Annotated in this window: 23 protein-coding genes; 18 read left to right on the top strand and 5 right to left on the bottom strand. The window is 38.5% G+C overall.

Annotated elements, in window-relative coordinates; translation table 11 throughout:
- Positions 1 to 27: 27 nt before the first annotated feature.
- Positions 28 to 1620, top strand: a complete 1593-nt coding sequence (locus tag MKX72_RS24225; RefSeq protein WP_047749744.1) for an amidohydrolase — start codon at positions 28 to 30, stop codon at positions 1618 to 1620.
- 23 nt (positions 1621 to 1643) lie between these two features.
- Here MKX72_RS24225 and MKX72_RS24220 read toward each other — a convergent pair whose 3' ends face one another.
- The gene (locus MKX72_RS24220; RefSeq protein ID WP_028411802.1) at positions 1644 to 2444 is read right to left on the bottom strand and encodes an NAD kinase; all 801 of its coding nucleotides are present in this window, start codon (positions 2442 to 2444) and stop codon (positions 1644 to 1646) included.
- 149 nt (positions 2445 to 2593) lie between these two features.
- On the opposite strand from MKX72_RS24220, the gene sppA reads away from it, so the two are divergent.
- From sppA to MKX72_RS24180, 8 genes are all read left to right on the top strand, one after another.
- Positions 2594 to 3604: a signal peptide peptidase SppA gene (sppA, locus tag MKX72_RS24215; RefSeq protein WP_028411801.1), complete on the top strand. Its 1011-nt coding sequence runs from the start codon at positions 2594 to 2596 to the stop codon at positions 3602 to 3604.
- A 10-nt stretch (positions 3605 to 3614) separates the two neighbouring features.
- A complete protein-coding gene (locus MKX72_RS24210) occupies positions 3615 to 4118 on the top strand; it encodes an RDD family protein (RefSeq protein WP_033579607.1) in 504 nt (167 codons plus the stop codon).
- A gap of 320 nt (positions 4119 to 4438) precedes the next feature.
- Positions 4439 to 5137: a DUF2953 domain-containing protein gene (locus tag MKX72_RS24205; RefSeq protein ID WP_047749746.1), complete on the top strand. Its 699-nt coding sequence runs from the start codon at positions 4439 to 4441 to the stop codon at positions 5135 to 5137.
- A 13-nt stretch (positions 5138 to 5150) separates the two neighbouring features.
- Positions 5151 to 5618, top strand: coding sequence for a GerW family sporulation protein (gene ytfJ, locus MKX72_RS24200; RefSeq protein ID WP_028411798.1), 468 nt, complete (start codon positions 5151 to 5153; stop codon positions 5616 to 5618).
- A 177-nt stretch (positions 5619 to 5795) separates the two neighbouring features.
- A complete protein-coding gene (tpx, locus tag MKX72_RS24195; RefSeq protein WP_028411797.1) occupies positions 5796 to 6290 on the top strand; it encodes a thiol peroxidase in 495 nt (164 codons plus the stop codon).
- Positions 6291 to 6437: 147 nt separating this feature from the next.
- Positions 6438 to 7430, top strand: coding sequence for a class I SAM-dependent methyltransferase (locus MKX72_RS24190; RefSeq protein WP_034271473.1), 993 nt, complete (start codon positions 6438 to 6440; stop codon positions 7428 to 7430).
- A gap of 196 nt (positions 7431 to 7626) precedes the next feature.
- The gene (locus MKX72_RS24185; protein ID WP_013059468.1) at positions 7627 to 8817 is read left to right on the top strand and encodes an acetate kinase; all 1191 of its coding nucleotides are present in this window, start codon (positions 7627 to 7629) and stop codon (positions 8815 to 8817) included.
- A 228-nt stretch (positions 8818 to 9045) separates the two neighbouring features.
- Complete coding sequence (locus tag MKX72_RS24180; protein ID WP_223260323.1) at positions 9046 to 9891, top strand: EcsC family protein; 846 nt, start codon at positions 9046 to 9048, stop codon at positions 9889 to 9891.
- Positions 9892 to 9916: 25 nt separating this feature from the next.
- Here MKX72_RS24180 and MKX72_RS24175 read toward each other — a convergent pair whose 3' ends face one another.
- Positions 9917 to 10231, bottom strand: coding sequence for a hypothetical protein (locus tag MKX72_RS24175; RefSeq protein ID WP_155007624.1), 315 nt, complete (start codon positions 10229 to 10231; stop codon positions 9917 to 9919).
- Positions 10232 to 10543: 312 nt separating this feature from the next.
- Here MKX72_RS24175 and MKX72_RS24170 point away from each other — a divergent pair, with 312 nt between their 5' ends.
- From MKX72_RS24170 to MKX72_RS24140, 7 genes are all read left to right on the top strand, one after another.
- Entirely contained in the window at positions 10544 to 11752 is a 1209-nt protein-coding gene (locus MKX72_RS24170; RefSeq protein WP_033579611.1) for an argininosuccinate synthase, read from the top strand.
- Complete coding sequence (argH, locus tag MKX72_RS24165; RefSeq protein ID WP_014458026.1) at positions 11749 to 13137, top strand: argininosuccinate lyase; 1389 nt, start codon at positions 11749 to 11751, stop codon at positions 13135 to 13137. The genes MKX72_RS24170 and argH overlap by 4 nt, the downstream gene beginning before the upstream one ends.
- 164 nt (positions 13138 to 13301) lie before the next feature.
- A complete protein-coding gene (locus MKX72_RS24160) occupies positions 13302 to 13469 on the top strand; it encodes a hypothetical protein (RefSeq protein ID WP_013059463.1) in 168 nt (55 codons plus the stop codon).
- 150 nt (positions 13470 to 13619) lie between these two features.
- Positions 13620 to 14741 (top strand): alanine dehydrogenase, encoded by a 1122-nt coding sequence (gene ald, locus MKX72_RS24155; protein ID WP_014458028.1) that lies wholly within the window; start codon positions 13620 to 13622, stop codon positions 14739 to 14741.
- Between the two features lie 113 nt (positions 14742 to 14854).
- Positions 14855 to 15532 carry a metal-dependent hydrolase gene (locus MKX72_RS24150; protein ID WP_034271489.1) on the top strand — a complete coding sequence of 226 codons (678 nt, stop codon included), beginning with the start codon at positions 14855 to 14857 and terminating at the stop codon, positions 15530 to 15532.
- 228 nt (positions 15533 to 15760) lie between these two features.
- On the top strand, positions 15761 to 15997 hold the full coding sequence (locus MKX72_RS24145) for a hypothetical protein (RefSeq protein ID WP_033579613.1): 237 nt from the start codon (positions 15761 to 15763) through the stop codon (positions 15995 to 15997).
- An 81-nt stretch (positions 15998 to 16078) separates the two neighbouring features.
- The gene (locus tag MKX72_RS24140; protein WP_028411790.1) at positions 16079 to 17395 is read left to right on the top strand and encodes a CBS domain-containing protein; all 1317 of its coding nucleotides are present in this window, start codon (positions 16079 to 16081) and stop codon (positions 17393 to 17395) included.
- Between the two features lie 271 nt (positions 17396 to 17666).
- On the opposite strand, the gene MKX72_RS24130 is transcribed toward MKX72_RS24140, so the two are convergent.
- A complete protein-coding gene (locus tag MKX72_RS24130; protein ID WP_028411789.1) occupies positions 17667 to 17963 on the bottom strand; it encodes a YtpI family protein in 297 nt (98 codons plus the stop codon).
- 251 nt (positions 17964 to 18214) lie between these two features.
- Here MKX72_RS24130 and MKX72_RS24125 point away from each other — a divergent pair, with 251 nt between their 5' ends.
- The gene (locus MKX72_RS24125) at positions 18215 to 19153 is read left to right on the top strand and encodes a DHH family phosphoesterase (RefSeq protein WP_033579614.1); all 939 of its coding nucleotides are present in this window, start codon (positions 18215 to 18217) and stop codon (positions 19151 to 19153) included.
- 38 nt (positions 19154 to 19191) lie between these two features.
- Here MKX72_RS24125 and ytrI read toward each other — a convergent pair whose 3' ends face one another.
- Both ytrI and MKX72_RS24115 read right to left on the bottom strand, forming a co-directional pair.
- Positions 19192 to 19710: a sporulation membrane protein YtrI gene (gene ytrI, locus MKX72_RS24120; RefSeq protein WP_014458035.1), complete on the bottom strand. Its 519-nt coding sequence runs from the start codon at positions 19708 to 19710 to the stop codon at positions 19192 to 19194.
- Positions 19707 to 20042: a YtrH family sporulation protein gene (locus MKX72_RS24115; protein ID WP_013059455.1), complete on the bottom strand. Its 336-nt coding sequence runs from the start codon at positions 20040 to 20042 to the stop codon at positions 19707 to 19709. The genes ytrI and MKX72_RS24115 overlap by 4 nt, the downstream gene beginning before the upstream one ends.
- 141 nt (positions 20043 to 20183) lie before the next feature.
- Here MKX72_RS24115 and dnaE point away from each other — a divergent pair, with 141 nt between their 5' ends.
- A complete protein-coding gene (gene dnaE / locus MKX72_RS24110) occupies positions 20184 to 23534 on the top strand; it encodes a DNA polymerase III subunit alpha (RefSeq protein WP_154991852.1) in 3351 nt (1116 codons plus the stop codon).
- Positions 23535 to 23701 lie beyond the last annotated feature (167 nt).

Below are 23701 nucleotides of genomic sequence, written 5' to 3'. Positions count from 1 at the left end.
CTTTATAAAGTAAAGGAGATGTTGGCGATGGGAACTTTATTTTACGGCGGCAAAATATATACGATGCGAAAAGAAGATGAACATGTAGAAAGCGTATATGTTGAAAAAGGATTTATTGAAGATATAGGTGCAGAAGAAGAGTTAAGAATCAAATGGGGTCCTGCAATTGAAAACGAAGTACACCTCAAAGGATATACAATGTACCCTGGCTTTGTAGATAGCCATCTTCACTTGATTGGTCACGGTGAAAAGCTTCTTCGGCTTGATTTGTCTCAAGCTACTTCTCGGGAAGACGTGTTGAGGCGTGTTCGACAAAAAGTAGAGAGTACACCAAAAGGAGAATGGGTGATCGGGGAAGGCTGGGATGAAAATCAGTGGGAAGATTCCTCATTGATTCAGTATCAAGATCTTGATCAGCTTTCAACTGAACATCCTATTATGTTGAAGCGAGTTTGTCGTCACGGATTAGTAGCGAACGGAACAGCTCTTAAAATAGCCGGAATTACAGCTGAAACACGTGATCCGGAAGGAGGCATTATCCAGAGGGATGAAGCTGGAAATCCTACCGGTTTTTTGGCTGATCAAGCGCAAGAATTAGTAACGGCTCATATTCCTCAAGTATCAGAAGCATACATTCGACAAGCGCTCTCAGTGGCCATTAAAGATTGTGTTCGGCACGGATTAACGGGTGGACATACGGAAGATTTAAATTATTATGGAGGCTTTCTGCGTACATATCAAGCATTTCAAGACGTTATTCATAAAGAAAAGCAGCTGTTTCGTGCTCATTTACTTGTTCATCATGAAGTTGTAGATGATATGTATACATACTGTGAAGAAAAGAAAGACACATCCAATTTTATTGAAATAGGACCAATGAAGATTTTTGCTGATGGTTCGCTTGGCAGTCAATCTGCGCTTTTAAGCTTTCCCTACAAAAGCGACCCTTCTACAAGAGGTGTAGCTATTCAATCACTAGATGAATTAAAGCAGCTAGTGAGGAAAGCGAGAGAATTGGGCATGACCGTTGCAATTCATGCGATTGGTGATTTAGCGTTTCAATATGTAGTAGAAAGCATCGAGCAATACCCTCCTCAAACAGGGCGAAGAGATCGTATCATTCATGCGCAGATTTTACGAAAAGATTTAGTTGATCGTGTAAAAAATCTTCCTGTTGTATTGGATATTCAGCCTCGGTTTTTAGCCAGCGATTTTCCATGGGTTATTGAAAAAATTGGAGAAGAGCATTTGGATTATTGCTATGCGTGGAAAACGTTATTGGACGAGGGCGTTATGTGTGCAGGTGGATCGGATGCGCCTATTGAACCTATCAATCCAATGTTAACGATTCATGCAGCGGTTTCAAGAAAAACTTCTCCAAACAGCTCGGTCGTTTACATACCTTCTGAGCGACTGACTGTATTTGAAGCTGTTCAGCTGTTTACGTTAGGAAGCGCGCAGGCCATTCATCAAGAGCATAAAAAAGGATACGTTCAAAAGGGTTATGTAGCTGATTTTACCGTATTAGAAAGAGATCTGTTTGAGATACCTGCAGATGATATTCCAGGGGTACGGGTGCAGATGACTGCTATTGATGGAGAAATTGTATATCAAAAATAAAAAGCGCCCAAGGGCGCTTTTTGTTATAGAAATGTACGCTTAACTCGTTGCCAGAAAGAGTTATCTTTCAGCTTAACCGTTTTAATTTGACGGTCGCTTAAACGAATTTGAACTTGATCAACTTGACGTGCATTTAATGCTTCGTTATCTATTCCAATAATTGGATTGTGGTTGTTGTCATTGGATAGTTTTAAAGTGAGCGTATGCTCAGCGCTTAGGATGAATGAAGATCCTAATGTACGATAGTTATTATTATTTAACGATGCCAATTCGCTGACTTGCATACAAGGAATTAACGGATCAACTACGGCTCCATTTACCGATTTATTATAAGCCGTACTGCCTGTTGGTGTTGAAATAATCATCCCATCCCCACGGAATGTTTCAAAGTGATTTTCGTTAATAAAAACATCTAGACTGAATGTTTTTATAACACCTGATCGAATGGAACATTCATTTAAGCAATAAAAAGAAGTTCCTTGATCAATTTGAGTTTGTAAAACGGGAAATCGACGTACTTCTATATTTTCTGTTGTAATAGCTTCAATCATTTTATCCGTTTCATCAATATGAAAATCGCAGTAAAAGCTTAGCTGATCTGAAGTTGTGACACCAGCATATAAGCAGTCATCTCGAAAGCCAGATTGACGGACAGCCTGCAAGAAAGCTCCGTCACCGCCAATACTTACAATGATGTTAGCGCTGTCGAAATGGTCTACTACATGAAAATCATATTGTTTTGCAAGTTCAATAAGTGGACTTACGAGCGCCTTTGTTTCCTGGTTTTTTGGATGAAAGAAATAAACGTTGCGACGATTTGGCATAGATAGTTCCCCCTTGTTTGTCTGATATGTAAAATATTAGCGATAAAGTAAACTTTTTAAAAAAAGTTTGTTACAATAATTATAGCATTATTGCTTTAAAAATTAAAAGAATAATCTTTTAATTCTGACACCTAAAAAGGAGGATTTTCATGAACAAAAAAAGGTGGATTGCTCTTTTGATTGCGGCCTGCTTATTCATTTTCTCTGCGATTGTTAATGTTGGTTTTTCAGTCAAAGAAGAAAAAGATGACGGTCTGGCAGGCATATTTGGAGGAGACGACAGTGAACTATCAGAAACAGTTATCGAAAAAGGGAATGCAGCTAAGAAAATTGCAGTACTAGAGGTCAATGGAACGATTCAAGATACAGGAAGCGGTTCCTCTCCGCTTATGTCTCAAAATGGTTATAACCACCAAGCATTTTTAAAGCAGCTAGAGGCTGCAAAAAATGATAAGGCAGTTAAAGGAGTCATTATTAAGGTGAATTCACCGGGCGGGGGCGTCGTTGAAAGTGCTGAAATACATAAAAAAATTGAAGAGCTGAAGAAAGACACGAAAAAGCCAGTTTATATTTCAATGGGATCAATGGCTGCTTCAGGAGGCTATTACATTTCAACAGCTGCTACTAAAATCTATGCAATCCCTGACACTTTAACAGGTTCACTAGGTGTAATTATGCAAAGCGTTAACTATGGCAAGCTGGCGGATAAACTAGGAGTAGAATCTGTTGTTATTAAAAGCGGGGCTCATAAAGATATTATGTCTCCAACAAGAGAAATGACCGGAGAAGAAAAAGAAATTATGCAAACACTTGTAGACAACTCGTATGATGGTTTCGTCAATGTTATCTCTGAAGGACGTCACCTTTCTAAAGAAAAAGTGCGTTCTATTGCAGATGGACGAGTGTACGATGGACGTCAGGCTAAAGAGCTGAAGCTGGTCGATCAACTAGGCTATTTTGAAGATACGGTAAAAGGAATGGAGAAAGATTACAAGTTAAAAGGTGCACAAGTAATTCAATACAATCAAGGATTCGGACTGCCTTCTTGGCTTTCAATGAGCATGCAAAAAGTAATTGGTGGAGATGAACAAGTTACCGCAATGTTAAAAACATTTGCGCAGCCAAGCTCTCCGCGCTTGATGTATTTATATGCAGAATAGAGGTGGGAACATGGAAAATCAATCTCATTCAACCGAATCAAACGACACTATAAAACATGAGCCAGCGGTAAGTGCTCCAATAGGTAGTGAATTCCATTATGCAGGCTTTTGGATGCGCTTTTGGGCATATCTTTTGGATCTAGCTGTAGTAGCTAGCTTGAACTCCCTGCTGATCAAACCCATTTTCCATTTAGCAGATATTCCTCAAGGGGATGGATTTTTTTCTCCCTATACGATTGTGACGGTGATTATCTTTTATGGTTATTTTGTTTTAATGACCAAGTATTTTGGACAAACGCTTGGAAAGATGGTGTTTGGGCTTAAAGTAGTATCACTGAAAGACTCCACTTTAACTTGGCCTGTTGTGCTGTTTCGTGAAGGAATTGGACGTTATATTTCTAAAACAGTTTTTTTACTTGGCTATTTGTTAGTTGCTTTTTTACCTAAAAAGCAAGGAGCGCATGATTACTATGCAGATACAACCGTTATACATGAAGGTACAATAAGCAGATAATAAAAAGAGGCTGGGGCAAAAGTATTTAGACAAATTGAAAAACGAACCATTGATCAAGGTGTTTGATTAGTGGTTCGTTTTTTTGGTTATGGTAAACGTAGGTTTCATGTGTGTAGGTCTTTCTAGCAGTTGATTGGAGGGAAAGCGAAGCCTTGCACGGAAATCAACTGCGGTGTCGCAAGCGGTTAAGCTCATGTATACTATTTGTTCGTCTTTAAATTGGATTCATTTCGTTATGTCTCAACCTCTTTTTATTGTTTTCATAAGGTTTAATATTCTGTGTGTTGGAGATAATGTGAAGCTAAGAAGGAGTGAAGGATGTGCTATGGCTTTTATGGATATTGCTAGCACTTTTAATTGTTATTGTACTTATTGTATGGACAAACATCACGCTATTTGTAGAGCTTCATCATGTCCGAGATAACGATTATTACAGAGTGAGACTCAGGGCTTGGTTTGGTCTTATTCGCTATACATATGAAATTCCGGTAGTGAAAGTAAAAAAAGATTCTCCTCGTTTGCTTGTTGAAAAGAAGAAAGGAATGGGTGATCAAGGAAAAGAAGACGAGAATTCATGGAGTGATTATTCTGTAGAAGACGGGTTAAGCATGTTAGAAAATGCGAAGCAATTCCTTGAACAGGTAGTCGGTTTTCATAAAATTTTTCGTCGTTTCTTACAGAAAGTGACGGTAAGGGATATTAAATGGCACAGCCGTTTCGGCTTAGGTGATGCTGCGTTAACAGGCGTACTTACCGGGGCTGTATGGTCTGCAAAGGGGGGCATAGTTGGTATAATCAGCCGTTATATGAAACTAAAAGATATGCCTGTAATGAGCGTTACCCCTGTATTTCAACATCTTTGGTCAGAAACGGTATTTGAGTGCATAATTTCTTTTCGAGTTGGTCAAGCTATTCTAGTAGGTTTACGGACCTTGAGATACTGGCGGCATACGTCCAAAAAGCGTCGCAAAAGATGGAAGTCGTCAAATAAGAACAAGACACACTCTGTGAAAACATAAGGAGGTTATCTTAATGGCAGAACATCCAATTAAAAGTTTAATGTCGACAGCTATGGAAAATTTAAAGGAAATGATTGATGTTAATACAATCATTGGTGATCCCGTAGAAACACCTGATGGCAGCGTTATTTTAACTGTCTCAAAAGTAGGTTTTGGCTTTGCAGCGGGCGGAAGCGAGTTTGGAGTAGAAGGGCATGCGCCATCTTCTCCAGGGCAGCATCAGCAAGAATCAGGTCATCCATTTGGCGGAGGTAGCGGTGGCGGTGTATCAATTACGCCAATTGCCTTTTTAATTGTGAGTGGAAGCGGAATTAAAATGCTTCACCTTAATGAAAGTACACATTTATATGAAAAGATTTTAGATACAGCACCTCAAGCAATTGAACGCGTGCAGCAAATGTTCAAGCGAAATAACCATCAGCAGGATCATCATAATCAACAAAATCAGCATCATGACGGTGCAAATGATTTTAATTTGTAGGGATAAAATAAAGCTTTGCTTGCTTCTTTGAACGATAAAAGAAGCAAGCAAAGCCTTTTTTTATTGGGCATGTTTTCTAGCATATAGCGTTATAGTATGTATGTCATTTAATTGCAATATAGAGACAGACAAGCTAATATGAACAGTGTACATACTTATTTAAAGGAGGAATTATTCGTGACTAAATTTAAAGGTAACGATGTAACATTATTAGGAAATCAAGTAAAGGTTGGAGACAAGGCGCCAAACTTTACCGTTTTAGCAAATGATTTATCAGAAGTAACGCTTGACAGTACAAAGGGTTCTGTTCGCCTAATCAGTGTAGTTCCTTCTATTGATACTGGAGTTTGTGATGCGCAAACTCGCCGCTTCAACGAAGAAGCAGCTAAATTAGATAACGTAAAAGTATTAACAGTGAGCGTAGATTTACCGTTTGCTCAAAAGCGCTGGTGTGGTGCTAATGGCATTGATAATGTTCAAACATTATCTGACCACCGTGACTTATCTTTCGGCGAAGCATATGGTGTAGCTATTCAAGAATTACGCTTATTGGCTCGTTCAATCTTTGTAGTAGACTCAAATGACAACGTAACGTATGTTGAGTACTTACCAGAAGTAACTGAGCATCCGAACTACGAAGCAGCAATCGAAGCAGCTAAAGCAGCTAAGTAAGATTGTCGATGGCGTTCGGCAGAAGGCGGAAAACAATGTTTTTCGCCTTCTTTGTGTTTTAAGAAGCTTTTATGATAAAATATGATGTTCCAAATAGGACGTTTACTCATTTATATAGATATCATTTCATTACACAGGAGGCAGAATATGAGTCAATTAGCTAGTATGGAAAAGCTATTTGGTGTAATTGATCAAACAGCTATTATTTTAAGAAAAGAACTAAACTGCGTATATTTAGAAGCAGTAGCTGAAACGGGAGAAAACTTGTTTCAAGGAACTATTTTGCAAGAAGAGCTAGATGAGGTAACCAAAAAACGTTTAAAAAAAGAATACGATTCAATCACGCTTGATCATTTTGAAAAAGAAACGATTCGAAAAGCATATCAGCTAGCTATTTTAAAAGGGATGAAAGAAGCAGTTCAGCCTAACCACCAAATGACCCCTGATGCTGTAGGACTATTTGTCAGCTACTTAGTTGGAAAATTCATGGCAGGAAAAGATAAGTATACGCTTTTAGATCCAGCAGTAGGAGCTGGAAACTTATTAACAACCATTTTAAATACACACGCTGCGTCAATTGAACATGTATACGGTGTAGATGTGGATGATTTATTACTTCAACTGACATATGTAAATGCAAACTTACAGAAGCACGGCGTTCAATTATTTAATCAAGACAGCTTACAGCCGCTTTTTATTGATCCTGTTGATTTAGTTGTCTGTGACCTGCCGGTTGGTTATTATCCAAACGATGAAGGGGCAAAAGAGTATAAAGTAAGAGCTGAAGAAGGTCATACCTATGCTCATCACTTATTCATTGAACAAAGCTTGCGCCATGTAAAAGACGGAGGATACGTAGTAGCTCTTATTCCAAATAACTTGTTCGAATCTGAACAGTCTCATTTATTACAGCCGCTGCTAAAAGAGGAAGCAATCGTTCAAGGAATCGTTCAGCTGCCGCTTTCAATGTTCAAACAAGAGCAGGCTGCTAAGAGTATTATCATTCTTCAAAAGCAAGGAGAAGGGGTAACGGCACCTGAGAACGCGCTGCTTGTGAATTTGCCGAAGTTCAGTAATCGAGAAGCAATGAGTGATATTATGGCTCAAATGGACCAATGGTTTCGCGTTAATAAAAAGTAAGTCTTTTTCGAAAATAATGAATATTTGCCGGTAGCGTTTTCATGATGTATAGCTCTTGAAATCTATTGTCGTGAATGATTAAATGAATAAGGATAGAAATCGTGTCGAAATGCATAGAATATTGTAGAGATTACACTTTTATGTTCTGTTCGTTATGTTTATGATGCACGTATAATAAAGAAGGAGCTGTTTTTTTATGTCAAAAATCATGGCAATCAACGCCGGCAGTTCTTCACTTAAGTTTCAATTATTTGAAATGCCAAGTGAGACGGTATTAACAAAAGGTTTAGTAGAACGAATTGGTTTAGATAACGCTGTTTTCACGATCTCGGTAAATGGTGAAAAACAAACGGATATTACAGAAATCCCTGACCATGCTGTTGCAGTTAAAATTTTAGTTGAAAAGTTACTTTCTCAAAACATCATTCAATCATACGATGAAATCACTGGTGTAGGTCACCGTGTCGTACACGGCGGAGAGAAATTTGCTGACTCTGTTTTAATCACAGATGAAACACTAGCGGAAATTGAAGCTTTATCTGATTTAGCACCGCTTCACAACCCAGCAAACATTGTGGGAATTAAAGCGTTCCAAGATATTCTTCCAAATGTTCCAGCTGTAGCAGTCTTCGATACAGCATTCCATCAAACAATGCCAGAAAAATCATTCTTGTACAGCTTACCGTACGAGTACTATGAAAAGTATGGCGTTCGTAAATACGGTTTCCACGGCACATCTCATAAATATGTTTCTGAGCGTGCAGCTGAGCTTCTTGGACGCCCAATTGAACAATTACGCTTAATCTCTTGTCACTTAGGTAACGGTGCAAGTATCGCTGCAATTGAAGGCGGAAAGTCAATTGATACATCAATGGGCTTCACACCATTAGCTGGTGTAGCAATGGGAACTCGTTCAGGTAACATTGACCCTGCATTAATTCCATTTATTATGGAGAAAACAGGAAAAACTGCTGACGAAGTATTAAATGTATTAAATAAAGAAAGTGGTCTTTTAGGTGTATCTGGTATTTCTAGTGACCTACGCGATCTAATCAAAGCAAGCGCTGAAGGCAATGAACGCGCTGAAACAGCACTTGAAGTATTTGCTAGCCGTATTCATAAATATATCGGTTCTTATGCTGCTCGTATGTCTGGTGTAGATGCAATCATCTTCACAGCAGGTATTGGAGAAAACAGTGATGTTGTACGTGCTCGCGTTCTTCGTGGTTTAGAGTTCATGGGCGTTTATTGGGATCCAGCTTTAAATAGTGTACAAGGAGAAGAAGCATTTATTAGCTACCCTCATTCTCCAGTTAAAGTTATGGTTATTCCTACAGACGAAGAAGTTATGATTGCACGTGACGTTACTCGTTTAGCGAATATTTAAGTTCATAAAGTGCCTCTTCAATGCATGAATTCTCATAAATTGTCAGGCAAACTAACGAAAAGCTGATTTCCTTGTTAGGAAATCAGCTTTTTTATATAGCGTAAGGAGCTGACGGTTGAAAGAAGGTTTACAACGTATAGAAGAAAGAAATAATATAGGAAGCAAAATGTAACGGATGCATTATTTGTTATAATAAAAATAAAACTACTTATTTCTTGAAAGGGTGACATGATGATATTAACGAATCGCGAAGAACAGCTTTTAGAAGAAATCTATAAATGGGAAGAGAGCTTACAGAGCGTAGAAGCAACTGAGATGGAGTTATTGTACGAAGAATGGTTAGAAAAAGGGCTTAACTTAATTCCTGCTTCTGTTCGTGAGACCTATTTACATAAAATTGATGAGGGACTCTTTCAGTTAACTGCATTAATTCAAGGTACGGAAATGCAAACTCAAGCGACAAAACGAATTATTGAAACCGCCCGTGTATTCAAAGAAGATATCACAGATCTGTCAGAAATGAATTCCCTTCAAGTAGATCAGCTTTCTTATATATGCGAACAGCAAATGGCCAAGCTGCGGTTGTATGCGCTGAGTCAAGGAGCACTTTCAGGAACCGGCCAATCGCTGCTAGTCGGTATTGATATACCCGCTGTTTTATGCATGAATATTCAAGCGGTGCAACAGGCAGCAATGAGCTATGGCTATCATATCCAGACTCCTTCAGAGCTTATGCTAACGCTAAAAGTTTTTCATGCAGCAACGTTACCTAGACACCTTCAGGCTGAGGGGTGGCATCAATTAAAGAGTGAGCTAAGCCAAGAATTTGACCCGTATTTTTATGAAGGTGTTGATCAAATTGTAGATAAGACGTGGCTGCAAAAAATCGTTGTGCAAATTGGAAAAACGCTAGCTATATTTGCTGCGAAGCGAAAAGTTTATAATCGTTTGCCAATTGTGAGTATGATGGTTGGCGGAGGGATGAATTATCGAATGGCCAAACAAGTGACAGATTATGCGAAGCGCTTTTACCAATACCGCTATTTGCTGGATAAGAAAAACGAGTCTCATTAATTTTTCATGAGACTCGTTTTTTTGTCTATCCGTGAACTTTTTTTGATATTTCCTCATTTGTTCGATACCAAATCCACAAATCATTAATAATAGAAGCAAGTTCTCCTATCTCGCTATTTAATTCACAGGAGCGGATAAAATTAGTCTCATCTTCTAACGCCGCTTGTTTTTGATTAATCCTCTTTTCTACAGATTGAATTTTGTCTGGAATTTGCCCTCGAATGGATTCCCATTTTAGGAGGATATCCTGCTGAACTTTTTCAGAATAGAATGTCCATTCTCTTTCAAGAGCAGGAATTTTTATACCGAGTCTGTTGTCATAAGTAAAAAAGCGCTCCATTTTTTCACCTCTTTCCTTCCATTTTATACAATGACAAAAGCCAGAGCTACTTTAAGTGAAAAATAAATCATTTATACTTGATTTATGCATATAAATATACAATGCATTTAAGGCAGGAATATTCATTCACGTCTATTTTTACAGTATTTTAAAAGCTTTTATCCTATTAAATTAAAAAAAACGTGAATTTATATACTTTTTTTTGAATAACTATTGAAAATAGATTAAAAAGTTGTTAAAGTAATAGTAGATTAAATGAATAAAAATTAAAACGGTTGTATTAATATATATAATTTGTAGGAGGAATAGATGATGAGTAATCCAAAAGTTGTTTTAGCATATTCCGGAGGTTTAGATACATCAGTTGCAATTAAATGGTTACAAGAAAAAGGGTACGATGTGGTAGCTTGCTGTTTAGACGTAGGCGAAGGAAAAGATTTAAAATTCGTTAAAGAAAAAGCCTTAACAGTTGGAGCGGTATCGTCATATGTGATTGATGCAAAAGAAGAATATGCTAATACATTTGCATTAGCAGCACTTCAAGCACACACGTTATATGAAGGAAAATATCCATTAGTATCTGCACTATCTAGACCGCTAATCGCTAAAAAGCTTGTAGAAGTAGCAGAACAAGAAAATGCAGTAGCTGTCGCACATGGATGTACGGGAAAAGGAAATGACCAAGTGCGTTTCGAAGTATCAATTAAAGCATTAAATCCACACTTAGAAGTTTTAGCTCCTGTTCGTGACTGGAAATGGTCTCGTGAAGAAGAAATCGAGTATGCAAAAGAAAAGAATATTCCAATTCCAATTAACTTAGACAGCCCATTTTCAATTGACCAAAACTTATGGGGAAGAAGTAACGAGTGCGGCGTTCTTGAAGATCCTTGGGCAGCTCCACCTGAAGAAGCATATGACCTAACGGCTTCTCTTGAAAATACTCCGGACACAGCCGATGTAGTAGAAATTGAATTCGTTGAAGGTGTTCCAGTAGCATTAAATGGTCAATCTTATACGCTAGCTCAGTTAATTCTAGAATTGAATGAAATTGCAGGTAAGCACGGAGTGGGACGTATTGATCATGTAGAAAACCGTCTTGTGGGAATCAAATCACGTGAAGTATATGAGTGTCCAGCTGCTATGACATTAATCAAAGCACACAAAGAGCTTGAAGATTTAACATTAGTGAAAGAAGTCGCGCACTTCAAACCAGTGATTGAGAAAAAATTAACAGAAGTTATCTATGAGGGTTTATGGTTCTCTCCATTAACAAATTCCCTGCTTGCATTCTTAAAAGACACGCAGCAATATGTGAACGGAACAGTGAGAGTAAAACTATTTAAAGGGCATGCTATCGTAGAGGGACGTAAATCTCCTAATTCTTTATACAATGAAAAACTTGCAACATATACAAAAGAAGATGAATTTGATCACAATGCAGCAGTTGGTTTTATCTCATTATGGGGTCTTCCAACACAAGTGAGTAGCATGGTAAATCAAAAGAAGGTGACAACGGTATGACCAAACTTTGGGGAGGGCGTTTTACGAAACGCCCTGAACAATGGATTGACGAGTTCGGTGCGTCCATTTCATTTGATCAGCATCTTGTAGAAGAAGATATTGAAGGCAGTTTAGCACATGTAACAATGCTTGAGAAATGCAGCATTCTTTCTGGAGATGAAGCGTCACAAATTAAAAAAGGCCTTCAAACACTGCTTGAAAAAGCTAAGAAGAAAGAATTAACATTTTCTGCTCAATATGAAGATATTCATTTGAATTTAGAAAAGCTATTAATTGATGAAATTGGTCCGGTTGGAGGTAAGCTTCATACGGGTCGAAGCCGTAATGATCAAGTTGCTACAGATATGCACTTATATTTAAAAAAGCATGTTCAGCAAATTGTAGGACTGATCGAAAATCTAGAAGATGTGCTGCTTACAAAAGCAGATCAGCATGTCGAAACTATTTTTCCAGGCTACACACATTTACAGCGCGCGCAGCCGGTTTCTTTTGCTCATCATCTAATGGCTTATGTTTCAATGTTTAAGCGTGATGCTGAGCGTTATGCGGAATCACTAAAGCGTATTGATTTATCTCCTTTAGGAGCAGGAGCTTTAGCTGGCACGACATTTCCAATTGATCGTCATTACAGCGCGGAGCTTCTAGGCTTTAATGGAATTTATCAAAACAGTATGGATGCTGTCAGCGACCGTGACTTTATTTTAGAGTTTTTAAGCAACAGTTCTATTTTAATGATGCATTTATCTCGTTTTTGTGAAGAGTTAATTTTATGGTCTAGTCAAGAGTTTCAATTTATTGAAATGGATGATACGTATGCAACTGGCAGCAGTATTATGCCTCAAAAGAAAAATCCTGATATGGCAGAGTTAATTCGTGGTAAAACAGGACGAGTATATGGTCATTTATTTAGCTTGTTGACTGTGTTAAAAGGCACGCCTTTAACATACAACAAAGACTTGCAAGAAGATAAAGAAGGCATGTTCGATACGGTTACAACGATTGAAGGCTGCTTAACAATCTTTGCTGGCATGATTGAAACAATGACAGTAAAAACAAATGTTATGGAAAAAGCTACGAAACAAGATTTTTCAAATGCAACGGAGTTAGCTGACTATCTTGCTGCAAAAGGTATGCCGTTTCGTGAAGCACATGAAGTGGTTGGGAAACTAGTTCTCGTTTGTATTCAGAAAAATATCTACCTAATGGATTTGCCGCTCGAGCAATATAAAGAAGCGTCAGATTTATTTGAGGAAGACATCTACCATGTATTAAGTCCAAAAACAGCTGTTAATCGCCGCAATAGCGCGGGAGGAACAGGGTTTGAACAAGTGAAAAAAGCAATTCAGCTAGCTAAAGATGAATTGCATGAAAAAGCTTCAATATAAAACAGTTTTCAAAACGTCCGCAGAAAATTCTGCGGGCGTTTTTTGATGTGAGATAAATGGTATAACTAGAGCAATTAAGAAGAAAATAGAAAAGATCATGTAAGGGATTATGAAATAAAGTTCACATTCGTAAAGAAAATAGAGTGAAAAAGGAGAAGTGACATATGAAAGACAAAAAACATCCGCAGCATGTATATGAATATGATTTTGAAGGAGAAAAAGAGACATCAAGACAGCTAATGGATTCTTATTCAAGCGGCGTTATTGGCGATGCTATGGCTTCTGTAGTTGAAAATCCAGAAGCACAGAGTGATAACGAACTATATGAATAACTACATGCATATACTGTATATAGACTAAGAAAAGCAGGATTATGCTGAGCTCTATCGAAAGGTAACGTCATAGTAAATCCGGTTTTCTAAAGGATTTGGTGTGGCGTTCTTTTTTCAGTTAATCACTGATATAAGAAAAGAGGGATAAAGGTGAAAATTGGAGTGCCGAAAGAAGTAAAAAATAATGAAAATCGCGTGGCTATTACTCCAGCTGGTGTTACAGCTTTAGTTAACGGTGGGCATGATGTATATATTGAAACACAGGCAGGAGAAGGCTCTGGATTCCATGATGAAGATTACACAAATGCAGGAGCTTCTATTGTAAATACTGCAAAAGAAGCATGGGATGCTGAAATGGTTATGAAAGTAAAAGAACCGATTTCAGAAGAATACGGATATTTTCGTGAAGGACTTATTTTGTTTACGTATTTACATTTGGCAGCTGAAGAAGCGTTAACGAAAGCATTGATTGATAAAAAGGTAGTGGGTATCGCTTATGAAACGGTACAGCTTCCAAATAAAAGCTTGCCTCTGTTAACGCCGATGAGCGAAGTTGCAGGAAGAATGTCTTCTCAAATTGGAGCTCAATTTTTAGAAAAAACCAAAGGTGGCAAAGGGATTTTGTTAAGTGGAGTGCCAGGCGTGCAAAGAGGAAAAGTAACAATTATTGGAGGAGGAGTAGCGGGAACCAACGCTGCTAAAATTGCGGTCGGATTAGGGGCTGATGTCACAATAATTGATTTAAACGCTGATCGCCTTCGCCAGCTGGATGATTTGTTTGGTAAAGAAGTGACAACATTAATGTCAAATCACTACAATATCGCACAATCTGTAAAAGAGTCAGATTTAGTGATAGGAGCGGTTCTCATACCGGGAGCTAAAGCGCCAAAGCTTGTCACCGAGGAAATGGTTCAAACGATGTCAAAAGGGTCAGTTGTGGTTGATATTGCCATTGACCAAGGCGGAATTTTTGAAACAACTGATCGTATTACTACTCACGATAACCCGACTTACTCGAAGCATGAGGTCTTGCATTATGCTGTTGCTAATATGCCAGGGGCTGTTCCCCGCACGTCGACCTTAGCGCTGACCAACGTAACGGTTCCTTATGCTCTGCAAATAGCAAATCAGGGATATAAAAAAGCGTGCTTAAAAAACCCTTCCCTTCTTCAAGGCATCAACACCCTAAATGGGTTTGTCACTTACGCGGCTGTTGCAGATGCACACGGTCTAACTTACGCTGATGCAACAACTTTATTAGAGCAAGCATAATAAGGCATGTTTTTGCGCAGTTTGTGATATGATAGCCGCGTATTCACTTGTTTTGTAACCAAAACAGACGGGTAGAATATAGAAAAGGTTAGTGTAAAAGGAGAGAATATATGATGCACGTTTCTTATCATGGACATTCTGTTGTTAAAATTGAAACAAAAGGAAAAACAATTTTAATTGACCCGTTTATCACTGGAAATGAATTAACAGATTTAAATGCTGAAGATGTAAAAGCAGATGTGATTTTACTGACTCATGGCCATAATGATCATGTAGGCGACACGGTGGAAATTGCTAAGCGCAGCGGTGCACTTGTTGTGGCAGTAGCAGAATTAGCTACATATCTTAGCTGGCAAGGCTTAAACGTACATCCAATGAGCATAGGCGGAGCCTATACATTTGATTTTGGTACGGTAAAATTGACACAAGCTTTCCACGGTTCAAGTTATACAGAAAATAATGAGAAAATTATTTATACAGGAATGCCGGCTGGTTTGCTTTTAACGATTGAAGGAAAGACAATTTATCATGCTGGAGATACGGCTTTATTTTCTGATTTAAAGTTAATTGGTCGCCATGAGCCTGACGTAGCATTTCTTCCAATTGGAGATAACTTTACAATGGGACCTGAAGATGCGGCTATCGCAGCGGAATGGGTGCAGGCAAAGCTTGTTGTGCCAATTCACTACAATACATTTCCTGTAATTAAGCAAGATCCTCATCAATTTGTTGAGTCTTTATCTGGTATTGAAGGAAAAGTATTAAAAGTTGGAGAAGGATTGGATCTTTAATCATAGAGGATGGGACAAAACGATTTCAGTTAAAGTTAAAAAAGAACGAGTAATCGATAATATCGATCACTCGTTCTTTTTTTATTGTTAAGGTGAACGTAGGTTTCACATTTGTTCATCTTTAGATTGAATCGATGCAGTTATGTCTTAATCTCTTTTTATTTGCAAAGAAACGTTCTGCTTTTTTTACTTTCCCGCATACGATAGTAATAATAAGGAGGGAGAGTTATGGAAAAAAATCGAGTTATTTTATCGCTTTTACTATGCGGAGTGATGCTTTACTATGCAATGCCGCACTTAGTGTTAACAACTGCGAGTTTGCAAGGGATTTTTAGTATAAGCTGGCTTACCTTTGCTCTTTTTGTAGCCGGAGGCAATTTGTCATCACTACTTTATGCACCGCGCCGTAAAAAGACAGGTATTCAAAAAAATAGTGCGAGAAAGCCTTTGCGTCAAAGAGGTTAGATTGAATCCATTTCACTTCCCCCGTATAATAAAAGAAAAGACATATGAAACGTAAAAACGTTTTAGAAGGGTGAAGTACACGTGGCGACAAAACATGAGCAAATTTTACAGTATATCGATTCGCTTCCAATTGGTGAAAAAATTTCAGTGCGCCAAATTGCCAAAGAACTGACTGTCAGTGAAGGCACGGCGTACCGAGCAATAAAAGATGCGGAAAATAAAGGATATGTTTCAACGATTGAACGAGTAGGGACTATTCGAATTGAACGAAAGAAGAAAGAAAACATTGAAAAGCTCACGTTTGCCGAAGTAGTAAACATTGTAGATGGACAAGTGCTGGGCGGACGTGAAGGTTTGCATAAAACGTTAAATAAGTTTGTTATTGGAGCGATGAAGCTTGATGCTATGATGAGGTATACCGAGGCCGGAAACCTTCTTATCGTAGGGAATCGAGTAAACGCTCATGAATTAGCCCTTGAAGCAGGCGCAGCCGTTTTAATTACGGGCGGCTTTGATACGGAAGAATGGGTTAAGAAGCTTGCGGATGATCTGAAGCTTCCTATTATTTCAACGAGCTATGATACATTTACAGTTGCAACGATGATTAATCGGGCTATTTATGATCAGCTGATAAAAAAAGAAATTGTGCTTGTAGAGGATATTTTAACACCCGTCTCTGAAGCGGTTAGCTTGCAGTTAACCGATACGATTGAAAAATGGCACGAATGTAACGATCAAACGCACCACAGTCGTTTTCCTGTAGTAGATCAGCATATGAAAGTTCATGGTATGGTTACCTCAAAAGATGTTATTGGATATGATCTTTCCACTTCGATTGAAAAAGTGATGACGAAAAATCCGATGACCGTTCACGGGAAAACATCGGTCGCTTCTTCCGCTCATATGATGGTATGGGAAGGGATTGAAGTGCTGCCTGTAGTGGACGATTACCATCGACTAGAAGGCATTATCAGCCGTCAAGATGTCTTAAAAGCGCTGCAAATGATTCAGCGTCAACCACAGGTAGGAGAAACCATTGATGACATTGTAACGAATCAATTTATGGACGTACAAGAGACAAAGGAAGCACCTGTCTATCGCTGTGAAGTAACGCCACAAATGACAAATTATATGGGAACTATTTCATACGGAGTTTTTACTACTATTGTGACGGAAGCTGCTAATCGTGTTCTGCGCTTATATAAAAAAGGTGATTTGGTTATTGAAAACATTACCGTTTATTTTATTAAACCGGTTCAAATTGAAAGTGTAATTGAAATTCGCCCTAAGCTATTAGAACTAGGTCGGAAGTTTGCTAAATTAGATGTAGAAGTCTACAACGCCGGAGTTGTAGTAGGAAAAGCGATGATGATGGCTCAGTTATTGGACAGAGTATAAAAAAAGAAGCTGGGACAAAAGTATGTTAGACGAAGTGAAAAACGAACCATTTATCAACCATGTTGATGAGTGGTTCGTTTTTTTTTGTTAGGGTAAACGTAGGTTTCACCTGTTTAGATTCTTCTAGCCGTTGATTGGAGGGCAAGACGAAGACTCCAGCGGAAAGCGAAGTCTTGCACGGAAATCAACGGCGGTGTCTCAAGCGGTTCAGCTCATGTCTCCCATTTGTTCGTCTTTAGATTGGATTCCTCTCGTTATGCCTCAGCCTTTTTTACATTTGATCTGCTTCTTTTATTGCATAAGGCTGATAGTACTTATAAGCTTTGACACCTGCTATTATGCTACCTGAACCGAATAATACAAATAATATGCCGATGATAAGCGAAAGGTTTGTTTCGTAAATAAACCATTGATTGATCCCAAAAAATAATACAAAAGAGCCAAGACAAATACTCGACTTAGCGGAAATCCACTTTCGTTCCATTGGGCGTTTTGAACGTACGTATTTTACTTTTAAATACATGTAGAAAACAAAGGACACAACGATTAAAATCATAAAAAATGGCACAGACGCCCCTCCAGTCCGGTGTATTTCTATCCGTAATGTTTCTAGATGCTAGTAATGCGTAGTGTTGAAAGTGTTTACAGTAGTATCTATTATTTTACAGGTCAATAACAGAAAATTCTACTATTGATTGATTCTTCTTTTAAAAAGGAGAAGAGATATGATTTAATAAAGATTATGGATACAGCGCTGGGGAAATATAAGTGCATGTGGTACGTACATAAAACAAGAACAGTATTGACAGGAGAGAGAAAATGAAAGCACAAATATTAGAAGCTATTAAGCAGTTTGACACCATCATTATTCACAGGCACATTCGTCCAGATCCAGATGCATACGGATCTCAGTGCGGATTAGCGGAATTGTTAAAAACATCTTTTCCGGAGAAGAAGGTATACGTAACGGGAGAAGAAGCGGAGTCGTTAAAATTTTTATACCGTATGGATGATATCGCCGATGACACCTATGAAGATGCGCTTGTCATCGTTTGTGATACGGCGAATGAAGCGCGTGTATCAGATCAGCGCTACGCAAGTGGAAAAATGATCATTAAAATCGATCACCATCCGAATCAAACTCCTTACGGTGATTTACTTTGGGTTGAGACGTCTGCTTCTTCAACAAGTGAAATGATTTATGAATTTTACTTGGAAGGAAAAGAAAAGGGGTTAGCTCTTAATGATGAAGGAGCAAAGTTAATTTTCACTGGTATTGTCGGTGATACGGGCCGATTTTTATTTCCAAATACAAAGCCGAAAACGTTTTGCTATGCAAGTGAATTGATTCAATATGGCTTCAATTTTAAGGATGTATATGATCAGCTATACAAAACAAAAGAAAACGTCGCTCACTTACATGGATATGTGCTGCAAAACTTCACGATGTCTCCAGCGGGAGTTGCTCACATGAAAATTCCGAATGAAATTCTTCGCAAATATGATGTGACACCTGCTGATGCCTCTCAGCTAGTCGGCTCGTTAGGACAAATTGATGGAGTGAAAACGTGGGTATTTTTTGTAGAAGAAGAAAATCAGATTCGGGTCCGCCTGCGTTCAAAAGAGCTTGTGATTAATACAATTGCTAGAAAATACAACGGAGGAGGCCATCCTCTTGCGTCCGGCGCTTCCATTGACTCATGGGAAGAAGTAGAGCCTTTACTACTTGATTTAGAAGAGCTCTGCAGTCAGGAGTAATCTGTAAAATAAGCCGTTGATTTTAAATCAGCGGCTTTTTATAGTACTTTTTCCATCTTTTTAATTCGAACTTCAATCGAAAGCGTTGTATAAAAATAAATTTGATGAACTTCAACTTCATAAATCGTTTTATCGAATTCGTATTTTTTGTTTTCAATTGCTTTTTTTAAGATATCCCTGCTTCGATACGCACTTTCAATATCTTGGGCAATTAAGTGCTGCGCTTCTTCGTCGACGCTTTTTTGAATATTGTATTCCACCACAGAGTTTACTTTATAACGATGGCCGTTCACTAATTTTACTTTCACATTTTGAATAATCAAATGCTGCTTCATTTCCTTGTTTAATGCTTTTACATCTTCTTGCCATGCGCTAATTTGCAAATTTGCTTTTTTTAGCTTATCATTAGCAATTCGAATCTCCTCTAGCTCTCTATCTCTTGAAACGCCGTAAATTGTTAAAAACACTCCCCAGCTGACAATTGCTCCAATGACAATACCGGCAAAAAAACGCTGCCAGTCGGAGCGCTTGAACATTCGCTCGCTGGGTACTCTCATACAAAGTGCTCCTGCGTTAACCACTTGATGATCAGAGCCCCGGTCTGAGCTCCTCCCATAGCGGATAGAATTAAAAGAATTTGTTTGAATACATCTTTTGTCGCTCCTTCAAAGAGTCCTCGCTCAAAGCTGTAAAACGTATCAAATGTTCCTCCGATGGCTCCGACAATTGCCCAGATTTTTAAGCTATTGCTGAGGGTATGCATAACGTACAGGGGAGATTTTCCAATTAAGAACCCCGCAAATGCTCCGATTAATGAACCGCCTAAAATAATACCTAATGAAGTAAAGTAACTCCAAATGAAAAGAGACATAAAAGGCTCTTTTGTCATGACGCGTCCTCCTTTACTATTTTATTGATAACTCATGCTTCCTACATATATATGGACAAACGTTCAGAGTTATGTAATTTGTCTACGCCCGCAACAAAATTTATAATGAGAATAAAGAATTAAAGAAAGGTGGGAAGTCCTGTGCCTTTTGTTCACTTACAGCTTCAAAGTTCTTATAGCTTACTAAGCAGTTCTGTTCGTATTCATGAACTTGTAGAAACAGCTAAAAAAATGAACTATGAAGCGATTGCTTTGACCGATGAAAATGTAATGTACGGAGTCATTCCTTTTTATAAAGCCTGCGTGAAAGCGGGGATTAAGCCGATTATTGGGCTTACACTATCAATTTTGGAACATGAAGAAAGCGAGCAAGCGTATCCTTTAGTTTTGCTAGCAGAAAATGATAAAGGCTATGAAAATCTATTAAAACTAAGCAGTTTAGTTCAAACAAAGGAAAAACACGGTGTAAAGAAAAAATGGCTCCAGCATTATAGCAGCGGGCTGATTGCTATTACACCTGGCGTAAGGGGAGAAGTAGAAACTCTGCTAGCAGAAAACCAGCTTCAAGATGCAAAGCGAGTGCTTCAATTCTTTAAAAAAGTATATTCTCAGTCTTTGTATATATCTATACAGCGCCACGGACAGGATGAAGCTTTGATAAATCAGCAGTTAACGGAGCTTGCTGCTGAAGAAAATGTCCCGCTCGTAGCAACGAATCAAGTGAAATATTTAAAACAAGAAGATCGGGACGCATATGATTGCTTAGCGGCTATTCGAGACGGAGAGAAATTACATAGCGGTGAACAGGTGCAAGAAGAAAGCAGCGAGTACTATTTCAAATCACCTCATGAAATGGAAGTTCTCTTTCATGATCAGCATTTTTTAATAGAAGAAAGTATAAAAATCGCAAGACGATGCGAGCTTAAAATTTCTCTAGGCGTCATGTCTATTCCAAAATACCCTGTTCCTCCGTCCGTTACATCATCAACCTACTTACGCACTCTTTGCGAGAAAGGACTGCAAGAAAGAGTTCAAGTGATCACGGAACAATACCAGAAACGCTTAGATTATGAGCTGAACATTATTGAAAGTATGCGCTTTAGCGATTACTTCCTTATCGTGTGGGATTTTATGAATTATGCTCATGAACATGGTATTTTAACAGGTCCAGGTCGTGGCTCAGCGGCGGGCTCACTAGTTTCATACGCCTTACGAATTACAAATGTTGATCCAATTCAGCATCAGCTTCTCTTTGAGCGCTTTTTAAATCCTGAACGTATTTCGATGCCTGATATTGATATCGATTTTCCTGATAATAAACGGGATCAAGTCATTCAGTATGTGGCTCAAAAATATGGAGCGCTGCATGTAGCTCAAATTATTACATTTGGAACATTAGCGGCTAAAGCAGCCGTACGTGATGTAGGAAGAGTGATGGGATTTGATCAAGAGGCGTTAAATAAAATGTCTAAAGCGATTCCAACTAAACCAGGTACAACGTTAAAAAGCGCTCTTCGTGATTCAAGAGTTCTTCAAACTTATTTAGCAGAAAATGAAGCCAGAAAGCAATGGTATAACATTGCCATGAAGATAGAAGGACTGCCAAGGCATACTTCCACACACGCAGCAGGCGTTGTGATCAGTGAGAAGCCGCTGACGCAATCTATAGCTGTACAAGAAGGACATGATGATGTATATCTGACTCAATATCCAATGGAAGCTCTGCAAGACGTTGGGCTTTTGAAAATGGACTTTTTAGGTTTGCGTAACTTAACCATTTTAGATCACATTTTAAAGAAAATTGAGCGGGACATGAGCCAAAAGCTGTCACTGTCTCGTATTCCATTTAACGATCAGAAAACTTTTGAACTGCTGAGCAAAGGAGATACGACAGGGATTTTTCAGCTAGAGTCAGATGGAATGAGAAGGGTTCTTCAGCAATTAAAACCTACAGAGCTAGAAGATATTGTAGCAGTTAACGCGCTGTATAGACCCGGTCCGATGGAAAATATTCCAACTTATATTAAGCGCAAGCACGGAGTGGAGAGCGTCATATATGACCATCCCACGCTTCAAGGCATTTTACAATCCACCCATGGCGTTATCGTGTATCAGGAGCAAATTATGCAGATTGCTTCAAAGATGGCCGGTTTTTCTCTTGGAGAAGCAGATTTATTGAGAAGAGCAGTTAGTAAAAAAGAACGATCCGTGCTTGATCGTGAACGAGCACATTTTGTTCAAGGAAGCGAGAAGAAAGGATATGACCTATCCGTTGCTAATCGGGTCTATGACCTTATTGTGCGCTTTGCTGATTATGGCTTCAACCGGAGCCATGCCGTTGCTTACAGTATGGTGGCCTATCAGTTAGCTTATTTAAAAACACATTATCCGCTACAGTTCTTTTCAGCGTTGTTAACGAGCGTTATTGGAAACGAAGGGAAAATTGCTCAATATATTAATGAACTCAAAAGAAAAAAAATACAAGTTCTCCCACCTTCTATTAACAAGAGCATGTATTCGTTTAATGTAGAAGGTGAAAGAATAAGATATAGCCTTGCAGCGATTAAACATATTGGTGCGGCAGCTATGCAGGAAATAACAGAAGAGAGAAAGAAAAAAAGATTTGAAGACTTATTTGATTTTTGTGCACGTGTTTCACCAAAAGCCGTGAATAAAAAAGCGCTTGAAGCTTTGATTTTGTCCGGAGGCTTTGATGAATTTGGAGAAAATCGAGCAACTTTATTAGCAACCATTGATGTAGCATTTGAACATGCAAGCTTGGTGCTCCCTGATGATGACTTTGGATTTGGAGCTGAATTTTCGTTAAAGCCTAAATATATGGAAAAAGAGGAACTGAAAATAGAAGATCGGCTTCAGTATGAAAAAGATATGCTAGGTTTTTATTTATCAAGCCACCCTGCTTCTCAGTATGAAGCACTGAATTCCTTTTATTCTGTTGTTTCTCTTCACGATATGAAAGAACACGCTTCAGGAAAAGCGGTCTCTCTTTTAGTATTTGTGTTGGAAATTCGCGTCATTCGCACGAAAAAAGGAGAGCAAATGGCCTTTTTGCGCATTACGGATGAAAGTGGAGAAGGAGAAGTTGTTGCGTTTCCCCGCGTATTTGAGCAGAATCGTCTGCTGTTTGAACAAGGTAAGGTTTTACTGATACATGGAAAGATAGATGAAAGAAATGGGCAGCAGCAAATTGTTTGTCAACGTGCTGAAGCTGCTAGCGAAGCGGTTCAAAAATTACCGTCAGAAGAATTGTACTTACGTATAGAAACAAAGCAAGGTACGGAAAAGCTGCTTCATACTATTTATCAGCATTTTCAGTCTCATAGAGGGAAAATCCCCGTGAAAATTTATTATGAGGCAGAACGTCAATTGGTCAAGCTTCCTGTTCACTATTCTGTTGAACGAAGCGATGAGTTGATCAAAACGTTAAAAGCAATGCTTGGAGAGAAGCACGTTGTGTTCAAGAAGATATAGTCTTTACAGATTTCATGTGATGTTATATGGTAAAATAGTTAAAAAAGTGGTCTGACCACCGTTTTTTTATAAAATATACGAATTAGATGCGTTTTTCTTGAAATGAAATGCAATTGGATTTATAACATCATATGAGTGTGGGAAAGAACATGGTTCAGGCACAGTAT

Source organism: Priestia sp. FSL R5-0597, from assembly GCF_038006305.1.
Lineage (GTDB): Bacteria > Bacillota > Bacilli > Bacillales > Bacillaceae_H > Priestia > Priestia zanthoxyli.
Note: the sequence above shows the minus strand (reverse complement) of the source record. Positions and strands in the feature narration are given on the sequence as shown.